The following is a 15,024-nucleotide window of genomic DNA, read 5'->3' as shown; positions in this document are numbered from 1 at the left end:
CCAATTACGCATTTTGTTTCATTTGCGCAGGCTGGGGCTCAGGCGCAGCATATCCAACCCTGTATCGACCCAACGCTCAGCCTCGGCATGCAGCTCAAAGCTGTCCGGCGCCAGAAGCCATCCATACAGAAGGCCATCGATGTAAGCGTGAATGCTGATGGCCGCACGGGCAGTGTCGAGATCTTCCGGCAACTGGCCGCGATTTACCGCATTACGCAGGGTCAGCCCGATGCGCTCATTGCAATCGAGACTGGCCACCCGGCGCTGCTGGCGCAAATCGCACATTTCATCGGTGAACTCGCACTTATGAAACAGAATTTCGTTGATGCGCCGGGTTTTCGGGTCCAGCGCAACTTGATGAAACAAATGAATCAGCAATTGGCGCATGCAGCCCAGCGGATCGAGTTCGTCCTCGCTTTCGCTGGCCTTGGCCAATTCATCCAGGGTTTCATGCAGCGTGTCGAGCATGGCCTGCAGCAGATCGGCCTTATTGCTGAAATGCCAATAGATAGCGCCACGCGTCACGCCGGCCAGGGTCGCAATGTCCGCCAGGGTCGTCCGGGCGACGCCCCTTTCATAAAAGGCTTTCTCCGCCGCTTCCAGAATCTGGCTGCGGGTTTCTTGAGCTTCCTCTTTGGTACGACGGACCATGGCAGTAAAACCTCAAACAGGATGTTTCAGGGATGGCTGAATATCCGCTGAATAAAGTGGGGGCGATCTCTCGTGAATCGGCTCCCCGGCCTACAATTTCAAACCTTGCGACGCGTTTTGTAACAGGGTGGGTACGACGCCAAGGTGTTTACAAACAACCATGAACGTAAGTATATTCCTTAGCAAGCTACTTATCCACCCGGTACCCATTTTTTACCCTTACACACTTCTTGTGCGCTATTTGCGCGCCTGACCCGAGGATCTTCATGCAATTCAAGCCAGCTGTTACCGCTCTGGTCACTGCCGTCGCCCTGGCATCGCTGCTCAGCGGATGTAAAAAGGAAGAAGCGGCACCGGCCGCTCCGCCCCCTCAGGTCGGCGTCGTCACCCTGCAACCACAAGCCTTTACCCTCACCTCCGAGCTGCCAGGTCGCACCAGTGCGTTCCGCATCGCTGAAGTGCGTCCACAGGTCAACGGCATCATTCTCAAGCGTCTGTTCAAGGAAGGCGGCGATGTCAAAGCCGGCCAGCAGCTGTATCAGATCGATCCGTCGGTCTATGAAGCGACCCTGAAAAGCGCCGAAGCCAACCTGCGTTCGACCAAGTCGATCTCCGACCGCTACAAGCAACTGGTCGATGAGCAGGCCGTCAGCCGTCAGGAATACGACACCGCGCTGTCCAACCGTCTGCAATCGGAAGCGTCATTGCAGACCGCGCAGATCAACGTGCGTTACACCAAGGTTTACGCGCCGATCTCTGGCCGAATTGGCCGTTCTTCGGTCACCGAAGGTGCACTGGTCAGCAACGGCCAGACCGACGCCATGGCCGTGATCCAGCAGCTGGATCCGATCTACGTCGATGTCACTCAGTCCTCGGTGGAATTGCTGGAACTGCGCCGCGAGCTGGAAAGCGGTCGTCTCCAAAAAGCTGGCGACAACGCCGCTGCGGTCAAACTGACCCTCGAAGACGGCAGCCAATACAAGCTCGACGGTAAGCTGGAATTCTCCGAAGTGTCGGTCGATCAGACCACCGGTTCCGTGACTCTGCGCGCCGTGTTCCCGAACCCGGATCACACTTTGCTGCCGGGCATGTTCGTCCACGCGCAGTTGCAAGCCGGTGTGAACAGCGCTGCGATCCTCGCGCCACAACAAGGCGTGACGCGCGACCTCAAAGGCACGCCGACCGCACTGGTCGTCGGCCCGGACAACAAGGTTGAGCTGCGCCAGTTGAAAGCCAGCCGCACCGTTGGCAGTCAGTGGCTGATCGAAGACGGTTTGAAGGCCGGCGATCGACTGATCACCGAAGGCCTGCAATTCGTCAAACCCGGTGCCGAGGTCAAACCGACCGAAGCGACCAATGTCGGCGCAAAAAACCCGGCCCCCGCACAGGCAGCTGACAAAGCCGCTGGCGGCAAAGGGGAGTAACTCATGTCAAAATTCTTCATCGACCGTCCGATTTTCGCCTGGGTAATCGCCCTGGTGATCATGCTGGTCGGGGCACTTTCAATCCTGAAATTGCCGATCAACCAGTACCCGAGCATTGCGCCGCCGGCCATTGCGATCTCCGTGACCTACCCGGGCGCTTCGGCGCAAACCGTGCAGGACACCGTGGTCCAGGTGATCGAGCAGCAGCTCAACGGTATCGACAACTTGCGTTATGTGTCCTCGGAAAGTAACTCCGACGGCAGCATGACCATCACCGCGACCTTCGAGCAAGGCACCAACTCCGACACCGCGCAGGTTCAGGTTCAGAACAAGCTGAACCTGGCCACCCCGCTGTTGCCGCAGGAAGTGCAGCAACAAGGTATCCGCGTGACCAAGGCAGTGAAAAACTTCCTGCTGGTGATCGGCGTGGTATCGCGTGACGGCAGCATGACCAAGGACGACCTGTCCAACTACATCGTGTCGAACATGCAGGATCCGATTTCGCGGACTGCTGGTGTGGGTGACTTCCAGGTCTTCGGTGCCCAGTACGCGATGCGCATCTGGCTCGATCCGGCCAAGCTGAACAACTTCAATCTGACTCCGATCGACGTGAAGACAGCCATCGCGGCGCAGAACGTCCAGGTCTCATCCGGCCAGCTCGGCGGTTTGCCTGCCGTGCAGGGCCAGCAACTCAACGCAACGATCATCGGCAAGACCCGTCTGCAAACTGCCGAGCAGTTCAAGGAAATCCTGCTCAAGGTCAACAAGGACGGCTCACAGGTTCGCCTCAAAGACGTCGCCGATGTCGGTCTGGGTGGTGAAAGCTACGCCATCAGTGCTCAGTTCAACGGCAGCCCGGCCTCCGGTCTGGCGGTGAAACTGGCCAACGGCGCCAACGCCCTCGACACGGCCAAGGCCTTGCGCACCACCATCGACGGCCTCAAGCCTTTCTTCCCGCAAGGCATGGAAGTGGTATTCCCGTACGACACCACGCCAGTGGTGACAGAGTCGATCAAAGGCGTGGTTCACACGCTGGTCGAAGCGGTCGTGCTGGTGTTCCTGGTGATGTTCCTGTTCCTGCAAAACTTCCGCGCTACCGTCATCACCACGATGACCGTGCCGGTGGTATTGCTCGGTACGTTCGGCATCCTCGCCGCCGCCGGTTTCAGCATCAACACCCTGACCATGTTCGGCATGGTACTGGCCATCGGATTGCTGGTGGACGACGCCATCGTCGTGGTGGAAAACGTCGAGCGGGTGATGGCTGAAGAAGGCCTGTCACCGAAGGAAGCGACCAAAAAATCCATGGGCCAGATCCAGGGCGCACTGGTCGGTATCGCACTGGTACTGTCGGCGGTTCTGCTGCCGATGGCGTTCTTCGGCGGCTCGACCGGCGTGATCTACAAGCAGTTCTCGATCACCATCGTCTCGGCCATGGCCCTGTCGGTGCTGGTAGCGCTGGTCTTCACACCGGCACTCTGCGCGACCATGCTCAAGCCGATTGCCCATGGTGAGCACGGCACGCCGAAGAAAGGCTTTTTCGGCTGGTTCAACCGCAATTTCGATCGTAGCGTCAAAAGCTACGAGCGCGGCGTCGGCAATATCCTGCGCCAGAAAGTACCGTATCTGCTGGCCTACGCGCTGATCCTGATCGGCATGATCTGGCTGTTCATGCGCATCCCGTCCTCCTTCCTGCCGGAAGAGGACCAGGGCGTACTGTTCGCTCAAGTGCAGACCCCGGCCGGTTCCAGTGCCCAGCGCACTCAGGTGGTCGTGGATGAAATGCGTGAATACCTGCTGCGTCCGACCAAGGATGGCGGTGAAGGTGATACCGTTGCCTCGGTGTTCACCGTGACCGGTTTCAACTTCGCCGGCCGTGGTCAGAGCTCGGGTATGGCGTTCATCATGCTCAAACCATGGGATGAGCGTAACGCCGACAACAGCGTGTTCAAGCTGGCGGCTCGCGCCCAGCAGCACTTCTTTACCTTCCGTGATGCGATGGTGTTCGCCTTCGCCCCGCCGGCAGTACTGGAGTTGGGTAACGCCACCGGTTTCGACGTGTTCCTGCAGGACCGCGCCGGCATCGGTCATGAAAAACTGATGGAGGCACGCAACCAGTTCCTCGGCATGGCGGCGCAGAGCAAAGTGTTGTCGCAGGTGCGTCCGAACGGTCTGAATGACGAACCGCAATTCCAGCTGGAAATCGATGACGAGAAGGCCAGTGCGCTGGGCGTTACCATCAGCGACATCAACAACACCTTGTCGATTGCCTTGGGCAGTAGCTACGTCAACGACTTCATCGACCGTGGTCGAGTGAAGAAGGTGTATGTACAAGGCCAGCCGGATTCGCGCATGAGCCCGGAAGACCTGAAGAAGTGGTATGTACGCAACGCCAGCGGCACCATGGTTCCGTTCTCGGCATTCGCCAAGGGCGAGTGGATCTACGGTTCGCCGAAGCTCTCGCGCTACAACGGTGTCGAAGCGGTGGAAATTCTCGGTGCCCCGGCTCCGGGTTACTCCACGGGTGAAGCCATGGCCGAGGTCGAAGCCATTGCCGCGAAACTGCCCAAAGGCGTAGGCATCTCCTGGACGGGGCTGTCCTATGAGGAACGTCTGGCAGGTTCGCAGGCGCCGGCACTGTTTGCGCTGTCGCTGCTGATGGTGTTCCTGTGCCTGGCGGCTCTCTATGAGAGCTGGTCGATTCCGATTGCCGTGGTGCTCGTGGTTCCGCTGGGGATCATCGGTGCCTTGCTGGCGACCAGTCTGCGCGGGCTGTCCAACGACGTGTACTTCCTGGTGGGTCTGTTGACGACCATTGGTCTGGCAGCGAAAAACGCCATTCTGATCGTCGAGTTCGCCAAGGAGTTGCATGAACAGGGCGCCAGTCTGCGCGACGCTGCCATCGAAGCTTGCCGCATGCGTCTGCGTCCGATCATCATGACGTCGCTGGCGTTCATCCTCGGCGTAGTGCCTCTGGCAATTTCCACAGGCGCCGGCTCGGGCAGCCAGCATGCCATCGGCACCGTGGTAATTGGCGGTATGATCACCGCTACCGTACTCGCGATCTTCTGGGTCCCACTGTTCTTCGTTACGGTTTCGTCCATCGGCAAGCGCAAAGTCGCTGACGAGGATGAGACGACTGAAACTCCTAAAGAGGCTGGCCAATGAGCAAGTCGCTACTCTCCATCGCAGTCGCCGCCTTCGTGCTGAGCGGTTGCTCGCTGATACCTGATTATCAGCAGCCTGAGGCTCCGGTCGCAGGTCAGTACCCGCAGGGGCCGGCGTATTCGCCGGCCCAGGCACCGGCGCAGGCCGCTGCCGAGCAGGGCTGGAAGCAGTTTTTCCATGACCCTGCGCTGCAACAGCTGATCCAGGTCTCTCTGGAAAACAACCGCGACCTGCGTGTCGCGGCGCTGAACATCGACGCTTACGCGGCTCAATACCGCATCCAGCGCGCCGACCTGTTCCCGGCGGTGTCGGCTAACGCTGCCGGCAGCCGCCAGCGTCTGCCGGCGCGTGCCTCGCAGACTGGCGAGTCGGGCATTACCAGCTCGTACTCCGCCACCGTCGGCATCAGTGCCTACGAACTCGACCTGTTCGGTCGGGTTCGCAGCCTGAGCGAACAAGCCTTGCAACAATACTTCGCCACGGAAGAAGCGCGTCGCAGCACCCAGATCAGTCTGGTCGCCAGCGTCGCCAACGCTTACCTGACCTGGCAAGCGGACAAGGAACTGCTCAAGCTGACGCAAGACACCCTCGGTGCCTTCGAAGAAAGCTACAAGCTGACCTCGCGCAGCAACGAAGTCGGTGTGGCTTCGGCGCTGGATCTGGCGCAGTCGCGCACTTCCGTGGAGAACGCCCGGGCCCAACTGGCGCGTTACACCCGCCAGGTGGCACAGGACGAAAACAGCCTGACCCTGCTGCTCGGCACCGGTATCCCGGCCAATCTGCAAGCGGCCAAACCGTTGTCGGATGACCTGCTCAGCGACGTACCGCCGGGTTTGCCTTCGGACCTGCTGCAACGTCGTCCGGACATCCTGCAAGCCGAGTACAACCTGAAAGCGGCCAACGCCAACATCGGCGCGGCCCGTGCTGCGTTCTTCCCGAGCATCAGCCTGACCGCCAACGCGGGCAGCCTGAGCCCGGACCTGTCCGGCCTGTTCAAGGGTGGATCGGGGACATGGCTGTTCGCGCCGCAGATCAACCTGCCGATCTTCAACGCTGGCAGCCTGCGCGCCAGCCTCGATGCCGCCGAGATCCAGAAGGACATCGGCGTGGCGAACTACGAGAAGTCCATTCAAACGGCCTTCCAGGAAGTCGCCGACGGCCTGGCCGCCCGCCAGACCTACACCGAGCAGCTGCAAGCGCAGCGTGACTTCGTTCAGGCCAACCAGGATTACTACCGTCTGGCCGAACGTCGCTACCGTATCGGCGTCGACAGCAACCTGACCTTCCTCGATGCCCAGCGTCAGTTGTTCAGCGCGCAACAAGCGCTGATCACCGACCGCCTCGCGCAGTTGACCAGTGCGGTCAACCTGTACAAGGCCTTGGGTGGTGGCTGGAATGCGCAGACCGCGCAGAACGAATCGCTGAAAGAAGAAGCACCGAAGATGAAGCTGTTCTGATCATCATCGCGTGAACACAAGGAGCCCACCGATTGGTGGGCTTTTTGTTGTCTGCGGAAAAATGCAGGTGTCTGCACTGGCCCCATCGCTGGCAAGCCAGCTCCCACAATGTTCTGTGGTGTACCCACAATTGGGAACGACGCAAAAACCTGCGGGAGCTGGCTTGCCAGCGATGAGGCCCTGAGATCTATCGTAAAATCCTGCTCAATCTTGCGTTCGATAATCGCCCAAAACCCGCTTTTACCAATTGAATCAAAACCTCCGCCCCCCGCACCATTCGACCAACAAAACCAATAACATCAGGTTCGACACCATGCTCCCGCGCCCTGCCCGATCCGGCTGACTACCTTCGTTTCATCCCCTGAAGACCGCTCACATCTGCACCGTAAAAAAACGGCCGCAGCACCCCCCGTTCGCCCTAAAAAAACAAGAGAGACCCGAGCCATGACCACCTCCCCTGCGCCTTACGCATTTCCCGGCCTGATCGCACTGGCCCTGGCCGGCGCGGCGCTGCCCGTTGCCGCTGAAGAAGCCGGCTTCGTCGAGGGCGCCAAGGTCAACCTGAACCTGCGCAACTTCTACATCAACCGCAACTTCACCAACCCGACCAAGGCCCAGGGCAAGGCTGAAGAGTGGACACAGAACTTCATCCTCGACGCCAAATCCGGCTTCACCCAAGGCACCGTCGGTTTCGGCATGGACGTGTTGGGCTTGTACTCGGTGAAACTCGATGGCGGTAAAGGCACCGGTGGCACGCAATTGCTGCCGCTGGATCGCGATGGCCGACCGGCAGACAACTTCGGTCGCACCAATGTCGCCTTCAAGGCCAAGCTTTCCCAGACCGAAGTGAAGGTCGGCGAGTGGATGCCCGTGCTACCGATCCTGCGTTCGGACGACGGTCGCTCGCTGCCGCAAACTTTCCGTGGCGGCCAGATCACCTCGAAGGAAATCGACGGCCTCACCCTTTACGGCGGCCAGTTCCGCGCCAACAGCCCGCGCGACGACAGCAGCATGACTGACATGTCGATGACCGGAAAACCTGCGTTCACCTCTGATCGCTTCAACTTTCAGGGCGGCGAATACGTGTTCAATGAAAAGCGCACGCAGATCGGCCTGTGGAACGCTGAACTCAAGGACATCTACAGCCAGCAATACATCAATTTGATCCACAGCCAGCCGCTCGGCGACTGGACGCTGGGCGCCAACCTTGGCTTTTTCTATGGCAAGGACGACGGCAGCGCCCGCGCCGGCGATCTGGACAACAAGACCTGGTCGGGAATGTTCTCGGCCAAATACGGCGGCAACACCTTCTACGTTGGCCTGCAGAAACTCACCGGTGACAGCGCGTGGATGCGCGTCAACGGCACCAGTGGCGGCACCCTGGCCAACGACAGCTACAACGCCAGTTATGACAACGCACAGGAACGCTCCTGGCAACTGCGTCACGACTACAACTTCGCCGCGCTCGGCGTCCCCGGCCTGACCCTGATGAACCGCTACATCAGCGGCGACAACGTACACACCGGGACGATCACCGATGGCAAGGAATGGGGCCGCGAATCGGAACTGGGCTACACCGTGCAGAGCGGCACGCTCAAGGATCTGAACTTCAGATGGCGCAACTCGACCATGCGTCGTGATTTCAGCAACAACGAGTTCGATGAGAACCGCTTGATCGTCAGCTACCCGATCAGCCTCCTGTAACCCCCACTGTAGGAGCTGCCGAAGGCTGCGATCTTTTGACTTTGATCTTAAAAACAAGATCAAAAGATCGCAGCCTTCGGCAGCTCCTACAGGGGTTTTGTGCCATTGGTCAGGAGAAGTGGCGCTTTGTTGGCCGCCGGGTAGAGTGACAAAACCTGAAGGATTCAGGCGCTTCACCCTTCCCGCTTCCGTTTGTTGTAGTTGGTCCCCCAGTAGTGAGCCAGGTTGTCATCGGAAGACAGCATCGATCACCAGAGGACCACCTCATGATCACTCGACTCAAAGCAGCACCCGACTGGGACGCCAAGGCGTACCAGCAGTTTTCCCGTCTCAGGCAACGCCCGGTCAACGAATTGCTCGACCGCATCGACCTGCAAAATCCCCAAAGCATCATCGACCTCGGCTGCGGCACCGGCATCGCCACGCAATTGTTGGCCGAGCGCTGGCCCCGTGCACAGTTGCAAGACATCGACAGTTCCGCGCAGATGCTGGACCAGGCACGGTGCCTGCCGATCGAGGTGTTATGGCGACACTGCGATGTGCTCGACTGGCAACCGGAACAACCCGCGGATCTGCTGTTCGCCGCCGTGCTGCACTTCATCGACGACCACGAAACGCTGTTGCCGCGCCTGTTGGGCCAGCTCAATCCGGGCGGCTGTCTGGCGGCGCACATGCCCGACTGGCGCGACGCGTTGTGGTATCGGCTGATGCTCGACACGCTCGAAGACGGCGGACCCGCCGGCACACCTTTGGGCACACGAGAACTGCGCCAGCGCATGGCGGCGCGACCGTTGCTGGCGCTGGAGGATTACTACCGCTTGCTTGCGCCGATGACCACGTCGCTGGACATCTGGGAGACCGAGCAATTGCAGGTGATTGACGGTAAATCGCCGGTGTACGACTGGGTGAAGGTCTCGGCGCTGCGGCCGGTGATGCAGGCGCTGGATTCAGAGGAGCAGGCGCGGTTTATCTATCATTTTCTGATGCGCGTGCACGCGCATTATCCGCAGGAGGCGGATGGGCATACGTTGTTTGCGTTCAAGCGGATATTTATTGTCGCCACGGTTTAATTCGTCGCGGCCACTGCCGCTATCGCTGGCAAGCCAGCTCCCACAGGTTGTTCAGGTGTGCACAAAATATGTGTTCGCTGAAAATCCCTGTGGGAGCTGGCTTGCCAGCGATGGCGCCAGCTCAGGCAACATTACTCGCGGGATTCGGTACCCAACTCATCCCACACCGACTCAGCCAGATGAAACGTCGCATTCGCCGCCGGTATCCCGCAATAAATCGCGCTCTGCATGATCACCTCCTTGATCTCGCCACGGCTCACCCCATTATTCGCCGCCGCGCGCAAATGCAGTTTCAGCTCACCTTCGCGGTTCATGCCGATCAGCATGGCGATGGTGATCAAACTGCGGGTGTGCCGAGGCAAGCCCGGACGCGTCCAGATATCGCCCCAGGCATGCCGGGTGATCATCTCTTGAAACTCCGAGTTGAACTCGGTCAGCGTGGTCAGGCTGCGATCGACATGCGCATCACCGAGCACAGCACGGCGTACCTGCATGCCGTCGTCGTAACGTTGTTTCTCGTCCACGAAAATCCCCTTATCAGGCGTTCAGAAACGCCAACACACGATCACTGAAATCCGCGCCAGCCTGCACGTTGGACAGGTGCGCCGCGTAGAACTCGGCGTACTCGGCACCGCGCACGTGCTCTTGGATGAAATGCCCACCGGACGGCGGCGTCACCGCATCTTCGGTGCCGGCAATCACCAGCAGCGGCACGTTGATCGAGGCCAGTTGCTCACGGAAATCGGCATCACGCACCGCCGCGCAATTGGCCGCGTAACCTTCAGGCGAAGTGGCGGCGAGCATGTCGGTAATCTGCTTGGCCACCGCCGGATGCGCTGCGGAAAAGTCAGGAGTAAACCAACGGGCAATCGACGCATCACGCAGCGCAACCATCGCTGCCGCACCGTCGCGCAGCACGGTTTCGATGCGTGGATTCCACACCGACGGATCGCCGATTTTTGCCGCTGTGTTGCAGACGATCAGCTTGTGCAGACGATGCCCGGCGTTGATCCCCAGCCATTGGCCGATCAAGCCGCCCATCGACAGCCCGCAGAAATGCGCTTGCTCGATGTGCAATGCATCCAGCAGGCCAAGGACGTCGTGACCGAGTTGTTCGATGCTGTACGGCCCTGGCGTCACCAGCGATTGACCATGGCCACGGGTGTCGAAACGCAGCACGCGAAAATGCTCGGTGAACGCCGGCATCTGCGCGTCCCACATGTGCAGATCGGTGCCCAGCGAGTTGGACAGCACCAGCACCGGTGCATCGACCGGGCCCTCGATTTGATAGTGCAGTTCGCCATCGGCGAGTTGAACGAAAGCCACAGCCCTCTCCTTTCAGACAGACAATGCGTTGTGTTCGGCCACCGCACGCTCGACCCAGGTTTGCGCCTGACCGAGGTAATGGGCGGGGTTCAAAAGATGATCCAGTTCAGCGCTGCTCAGTTCAGCGGTGACTTGCGGTTCGTCACCGAGCACGGCGCGCAAATGGCGCTGCTCTGCCACCGCGCGTTTGCAGCATTGTTCAAGCAGATGATGCGCGGTGTCGCGGCCAACCCGTTGCGCAAGCACGATGCTCACCGCTTCGGCCAGCACCAGCCCTTGGGTCAATTCGAGGTTGCGCGCCATGCGTACGGAGTCCACTTCGAGACCATCGGCCAACAAGCGAGCCTGTTGCAGCGAACCCGACACCAGGCAGCAAATCTCCGGCAGGGTTTCCCATTCTGCATGCCACAAGCCGAGGCTACGTTCGTGCTCTTGCGGCATCGCGCTGAACAGCGTCGAGACCAGACCCGGAACCCGCGTCGCCGCGCCGATCAACACCGCCGCACCCACCGGGTTGCGTTTGTGCGGCATGGTCGATGAGCCACCCTTGCCCGGCGCCGATGGCTCGAACACTTCTGCCGCTTCGGTCTGCATCAACAGGCTGATGTCGCGACCGAATTTGCCGAGGCTGCCGGCGATCAAACCGAGCACCGCGCCGAACTCGACCACGCGATCACGTTGGGTGTGCCACGGCTGTTCCGGCAAAGTCAGTTGCAGCTCCTCCGCCAAAGCTTCTGCAATCGGCAGGGCCTGTTCGCCAAGTGCCGCGAGCGTCCCCGATGCGCCGCCGAATTGCAGCACCAGCAGGCGCGGTTTGAGTTCGCGCAGACGTTGGCGGCTGCGAGTGACAGCCCCCAACCACCCGGCGATTTTCATGCCCAAAGTCACTGGCGTCGCGTGTTGCAGCCAGGTGCGTCCGGCCAGCGGCGTAGTGGCATGACGTTGCGCCTGGGTCGCGAGGGATTCGGCCAGTTGCGCCAGATCGCTTTCAATCAGGTCCAGCGCCTGACGCAATTGCAGCACCAGCCCGGAATCCATTACGTCCTGACTGGTTGCGCCCAAATGCACGTAACGTTCGGCTTCAGAATCGCTAGCCGCAATCTGCTTGCCCAACGCCTTGACCAGCGGAATCGCCGAATTGCCCGCCGTGGCGATCGCCTCGCCCAGCGCTGCGAAGTCATACAGATCAGCGCTGCAAGCGGCCGCAATCGGCGCCACCGCCGAAGCCGGAATCAACCCGACCCGCGCCTCGGCCCTGGCCAACGCGGCTTCGAAGTCGAGCATCGCCTGCACACGGCCCTGATCGCAGAACACTTCGCGCATATTGCGGGCAGTGAAGTAGGCATCGAACAATTGATTGCCCGGTCGCTGAGTCATAAACAGTCCTTGCAGGCGCGGGCCATCACGGCCCGCGCGCATCGGGTTAGAGATCGTGGTGCAAGTACGCTGCCTGTTTCGGCAAGCGCAGACTGAACAGGAAGGCGATCGCCATCATGGCCGTCACGTACCAGTAGAAGGAGTTTTCCATGCCGATGTTCTTCAGGCTCAGGGCGACGAATTCCGCCGAACCGCCGAAGATCGCATTCGCCACCGCATAGGCCAGACCGACACCGAGGGCGCGGACTTCCGGCGGGAACATTTCAGCTTTCACCAGACCACTGATCGAGGTGTAGAAACTGACAATCGCCAGCGCCACAGTGATCAAGACAAACGCGAGAAACGGACTGCTGACGCTTTTCAGGCTCAACAGAATCGGCACGGTGAACAACGTGCCGAGCGCGCCGAACCAGAGCATCGAATTACGTCGACCGATCTTGTCAGCGAGCATGCCGAACAGCGGCTGCATACACATATAAAGGAACAGCGCGCCGGTCATGATGTAGCTGGCGGTCTTGGCGTGCATGCCGGCAGTGTTGACCAGATACTTCTGCATGTACGTGGTGAAGGTGTAGAAAATCAGCGAGCCACCGGCGGTATAACCAAGCACGGTGATGAACGGGGCTTTGTGATCGCGGAACAGCGCGCTGATGCTGCCGGCGTCTTTGTGCGCGCGGGTTTCCTTGTTGGTGGTTTCTTTCAGCGAACGACGCAGGAACAGCGAAATCAGCGCCGCCACCGCACCGACCACGAACGGAATCCGCCAGCCGTAGGCGCGCAAATCTTCTTCGGTGAGGAATTGCTGCAGGATCACTACCAGCGACACCGCCAGCAGTTGCCCGCCGATCAGGGTCACGTATTGGAACGAGGCGAAAAATCCGCGCTGGCCCTTGAGCGCGACTTCGCTCATGTAGGTCGCGGTGGTGCCGTACTCGCCGCCAACCGACAGGCCTTGCAGCAGACGCGCAAACAACAGCAAGACCGGCGCCCAGACGCCGATATCTTTATAGGTCGGCAAGCAGGCGATCAGCAACGAGCCGAAGCACATCATCAGAATCGAGATGAGCATCGAATTCTTGCGCCCGTGCTTATCGGCGACCCGACCGAAAATCCAGCCGCCGATCGGGCGCATCAGGAAGCCGGCAGCGAACACGCCGGCGGTGTTGACCAGTTGTACGGTGGGGTTGTCGGAGGGGAAAAACGCCGGGGCGAAATAGATCGCGCAAAAGGCGTATACGTAGAAGTCGAACCATTCGACGAGGTTGCCGGACGAAGCGCCGACAATGGCAAAGATGCGCTTGCTGCGCTCTTCACCGGTGTAATGGGAGGTGGTGGTTGTCATTGTTTTTCACTCGATAGGGACAGTGAGAGTCTAGACATACTTTGCAACAGTCCCGTTCCACATCCTATATCGATCGTTCCCACGCTCTGCGTGGTAACGCATCCGGTGACGCTCCGCGTCACAGTGGACGCGGAGCGTCCATGGCGGCATTACCACGCGGAGCGTGGGAACAATCATGTAGGAGCTGCCGCAGGCTGCGATCTTTTGATCTCAATAATCGAAGAACACGGTCTCGGCATCGGTGCCCTGCAGAATCACATTCCACTGGTAAACACCCGACGCATCCTTCTTCGCCAGCAACGTACTGCGACGCTCGGCTGGCACACATTCGAGCAACGGATCATCAACGTTGGCCGGCTCGCCTTCAAAATAAATCCGCGTCAGCAGGTGCTTGACCAAACCACGGGCAAACACCAGCACCACCAAGTGCGGCGCCTGAGTCGAGCCCTTCAGCCCTTCAACCGTACCCGGTTTGATCGTGGTGAAACGGAAACGCCCTTCAGCGTCCACCGGCACCCGGCCAAAGCCTTCGAAATTCGGATCGAGCGGTTTGTCCTGTTCGTCTTCCGGGTGGTCGTATTTGCCGGCGGCGTTGGCCTGCCAGACTTCGAGCATGGCATCGTTGACGACATCGCCATTGCCATCCACCACTTGCCCGGTAATCGCCACGCGCTCGCCGAGGGTTTGTTCGACGGTGAGGTCTTCGCGGTTCAGCCAGGTCAGACCGATGTGGTAATACGGCCCGACGGTGTGGGACGTGGTCGCAGTCAGCGTCATCTTATTTCTCCATCGGCGTGGCTTCACGCCCGCGCAGCACGATGTCCCAGCGATAACCGAGGGCGTAGGACGGAATGGTTTTTTCCAGATCGAAACTGGCGATCAGGCGTTCCTTGGCCGAGGTGTCCGGCACGCAGTTGTAGATCGGGTCGTAGGCCAGCAGCGGGTCGCCCGGGAAATACATTTGCGTGACCAGTCGCGTCAGGATGCTCGGCCCGAACAGCGAAAAGTGGATGTGCGCCGGACGCCAGGCGTTGTGGTGGTTGCCCCACGGATAGGCGCCGGGCTTGATGGTCTGGAACTGATACCAGCCGTCAGCATCGGTGACAGTGCGGCCGGTGCCGGTGAAGTTCGGGTCGAGCGGCGCGTCGTGCACGTCGCGCTTGTGGTTGTAACGACCGGCAGCGTTGGCCTGCCAGATCTCCACCAGAATCCCCGGCACCGGCAGACCATTTTCGTCGAGCACGCGGCCGTGAATGATGATGCGCTCGCCCTGTGGTTCGCCTTCATGCTGGGCGGTCAGGTCGTTATCGGTATCGCCTACACGCTCGGCGCCGATGGTCGGCCCGGTGATTTCCGACAGCGAATGCGGCAGAAACACCAACGGCTTCGACGGCGAACGCAGGTTGGTGGATTGATACGTCGGGTGCAGGTACTCAGGCTGAGTGCCTTCCTGCGGACGACGGTAACCAGGCTTGTCAGACATGTCGCTTTCCTCTGTTCTTTTT

The 15,024-nt window shown here is 60.0% G+C and carries 12 protein-coding genes; 5 read left to right on the top strand and 7 right to left on the bottom strand.

The genetic code is table 11. The features are described from left to right. Nucleotides 1–18: 18 nt before the first annotated feature. Entirely contained in the window at nt 19–651 is a 633-nt protein-coding gene (emhR, locus tag AC3Y64_RS06575) for an efflux system transcriptional repressor EmhR (RefSeq protein ID WP_158957063.1), read from the bottom strand. Between the two features lie 266 nt (nt 652–917). On the opposite strand from emhR, the gene emhA reads away from it, so the two are divergent. The 5 genes from emhA to AC3Y64_RS06550 all read left to right on the top strand — a co-directional run bounded on the left by emhA (nt 918) and on the right by AC3Y64_RS06550 (nt 9,474). After that, nucleotides 918–2,075: an efflux RND transporter periplasmic adaptor subunit EmhA gene (gene emhA / locus AC3Y64_RS06570; RefSeq protein ID WP_489986852.1), complete on the top strand. Its 1,158-nt coding sequence runs from the start codon at nt 918–920 to the stop codon at nt 2,073–2,075. Nucleotides 2,076–2,078: 3 nt separating this feature from the next. Further along, nucleotides 2,079–5,243 carry an efflux RND transporter permease subunit EmhB gene (gene emhB / locus AC3Y64_RS06565; protein WP_489986851.1) on the top strand — a complete coding sequence of 1,055 codons (3,165 nt, stop codon included), beginning with the start codon at nt 2,079–2,081 and terminating at the stop codon, nt 5,241–5,243. Then, nucleotides 5,240–6,700 (top strand): efflux RND transporter outer membrane subunit EmhC, encoded by a 1,461-nt coding sequence (gene emhC, locus AC3Y64_RS06560; RefSeq protein ID WP_489986850.1) that lies wholly within the window; start codon nt 5,240–5,242, stop codon nt 6,698–6,700. Before emhB ends, emhC begins: the two co-directional genes overlap by 4 nt. Nucleotides 6,701–7,144: 444 nt before the next feature. Beyond that, nucleotides 7,145–8,404, top strand: a complete 1,260-nt coding sequence (locus tag AC3Y64_RS06555; protein ID WP_489986849.1) for an OprD family porin — start codon at nt 7,145–7,147, stop codon at nt 8,402–8,404. A 266-nt stretch (nt 8,405–8,670) separates the two neighbouring features. Beyond that, a complete protein-coding gene (locus tag AC3Y64_RS06550) occupies nt 8,671–9,474 on the top strand; it encodes a methyltransferase domain-containing protein (protein WP_489986848.1) in 804 nt (267 codons plus the stop codon). A gap of 131 nt (nt 9,475–9,605) precedes the next feature. Here AC3Y64_RS06550 and pcaC read toward each other — a convergent pair whose 3' ends face one another. The 6 genes from pcaC to pcaH form a co-directional block, all read right to left on the bottom strand. Further along, nucleotides 9,606–9,998, bottom strand: coding sequence for a 4-carboxymuconolactone decarboxylase (gene pcaC, locus AC3Y64_RS06545; protein ID WP_011332825.1), 393 nt, complete (start codon nt 9,996–9,998; stop codon nt 9,606–9,608). A gap of 13 nt (nt 9,999–10,011) precedes the next feature. Continuing rightward, entirely contained in the window at nt 10,012–10,800 is a 789-nt protein-coding gene (gene pcaD, locus AC3Y64_RS06540) for a 3-oxoadipate enol-lactonase (RefSeq protein WP_489986847.1), read from the bottom strand. A 12-nt stretch (nt 10,801–10,812) separates the two neighbouring features. After that, entirely contained in the window at nt 10,813–12,177 is a 1,365-nt protein-coding gene (locus AC3Y64_RS06535) for a 3-carboxy-cis,cis-muconate cycloisomerase (RefSeq protein ID WP_489986846.1), read from the bottom strand. 46 nt (nt 12,178–12,223) lie between these two features. Then, the gene (locus AC3Y64_RS06530; RefSeq protein WP_489986845.1) at nt 12,224–13,519 is read right to left on the bottom strand and encodes an MFS family transporter; all 1,296 of its coding nucleotides are present in this window, start codon (nt 13,517–13,519) and stop codon (nt 12,224–12,226) included. 210 nt (nt 13,520–13,729) lie between these two features. Next, a complete protein-coding gene (gene pcaG / locus AC3Y64_RS06525) occupies nt 13,730–14,296 on the bottom strand; it encodes a protocatechuate 3,4-dioxygenase subunit alpha (protein WP_064119758.1) in 567 nt (188 codons plus the stop codon). A gap of 1 nt (nt 14,297) precedes the next feature. Further along, the gene (gene pcaH / locus AC3Y64_RS06520) at nt 14,298–15,002 is read right to left on the bottom strand and encodes a protocatechuate 3,4-dioxygenase subunit beta (protein WP_489986844.1); all 705 of its coding nucleotides are present in this window, start codon (nt 15,000–15,002) and stop codon (nt 14,298–14,300) included. Nucleotides 15,003–15,024 lie beyond the last annotated feature (22 nt).

Source organism: Pseudomonas sp. 4CAES_32.4 (assembly GCF_058136335.1).
Note: the sequence above shows the minus strand (reverse complement) of the source record. Positions and strands in the feature narration are given on the sequence as shown.

Bases quoted from the DNA above. Each gene is read 5' to 3' on its own strand.
- emhR (WP_158957063.1), bottom strand. From the start codon at position 651: ATGGTCCGTCGTACCAAAGAGGAAGCTCAAGAAACCCGCAGCCAGATT.
- emhA (WP_489986852.1), top strand. From the start codon at position 918: ATGCAATTCAAGCCAGCTGTTACCGCTCTGGTCACTGCCGTCGCCCTG.
- emhB (WP_489986851.1), top strand. From the start codon at position 2,079: ATGTCAAAATTCTTCATCGACCGTCCGATTTTCGCCTGGGTAATCGCC.
- emhC (WP_489986850.1), top strand. From the start codon at position 5,240: ATGAGCAAGTCGCTACTCTCCATCGCAGTCGCCGCCTTCGTGCTGAGC.
- AC3Y64_RS06555 (WP_489986849.1), top strand. From the start codon at position 7,145: ATGACCACCTCCCCTGCGCCTTACGCATTTCCCGGCCTGATCGCACTG.
- AC3Y64_RS06550 (WP_489986848.1), top strand. From the start codon at position 8,671: ATGATCACTCGACTCAAAGCAGCACCCGACTGGGACGCCAAGGCGTAC.
- AC3Y64_RS06535 (WP_489986846.1), bottom strand. From the start codon at position 12,177: ATGACTCAGCGACCGGGCAATCAATTGTTCGATGCCTACTTCACTGCC.
- AC3Y64_RS06530 (WP_489986845.1), bottom strand. From the start codon at position 13,519: ATGACAACCACCACCTCCCATTACACCGGTGAAGAGCGCAGCAAGCGC.
- pcaG (WP_064119758.1), bottom strand. From the start codon at position 14,296: ATGACGCTGACTGCGACCACGTCCCACACCGTCGGGCCGTATTACCAC.
- pcaH (WP_489986844.1), bottom strand. From the start codon at position 15,002: ATGTCTGACAAGCCTGGTTACCGTCGTCCGCAGGAAGGCACTCAGCCT.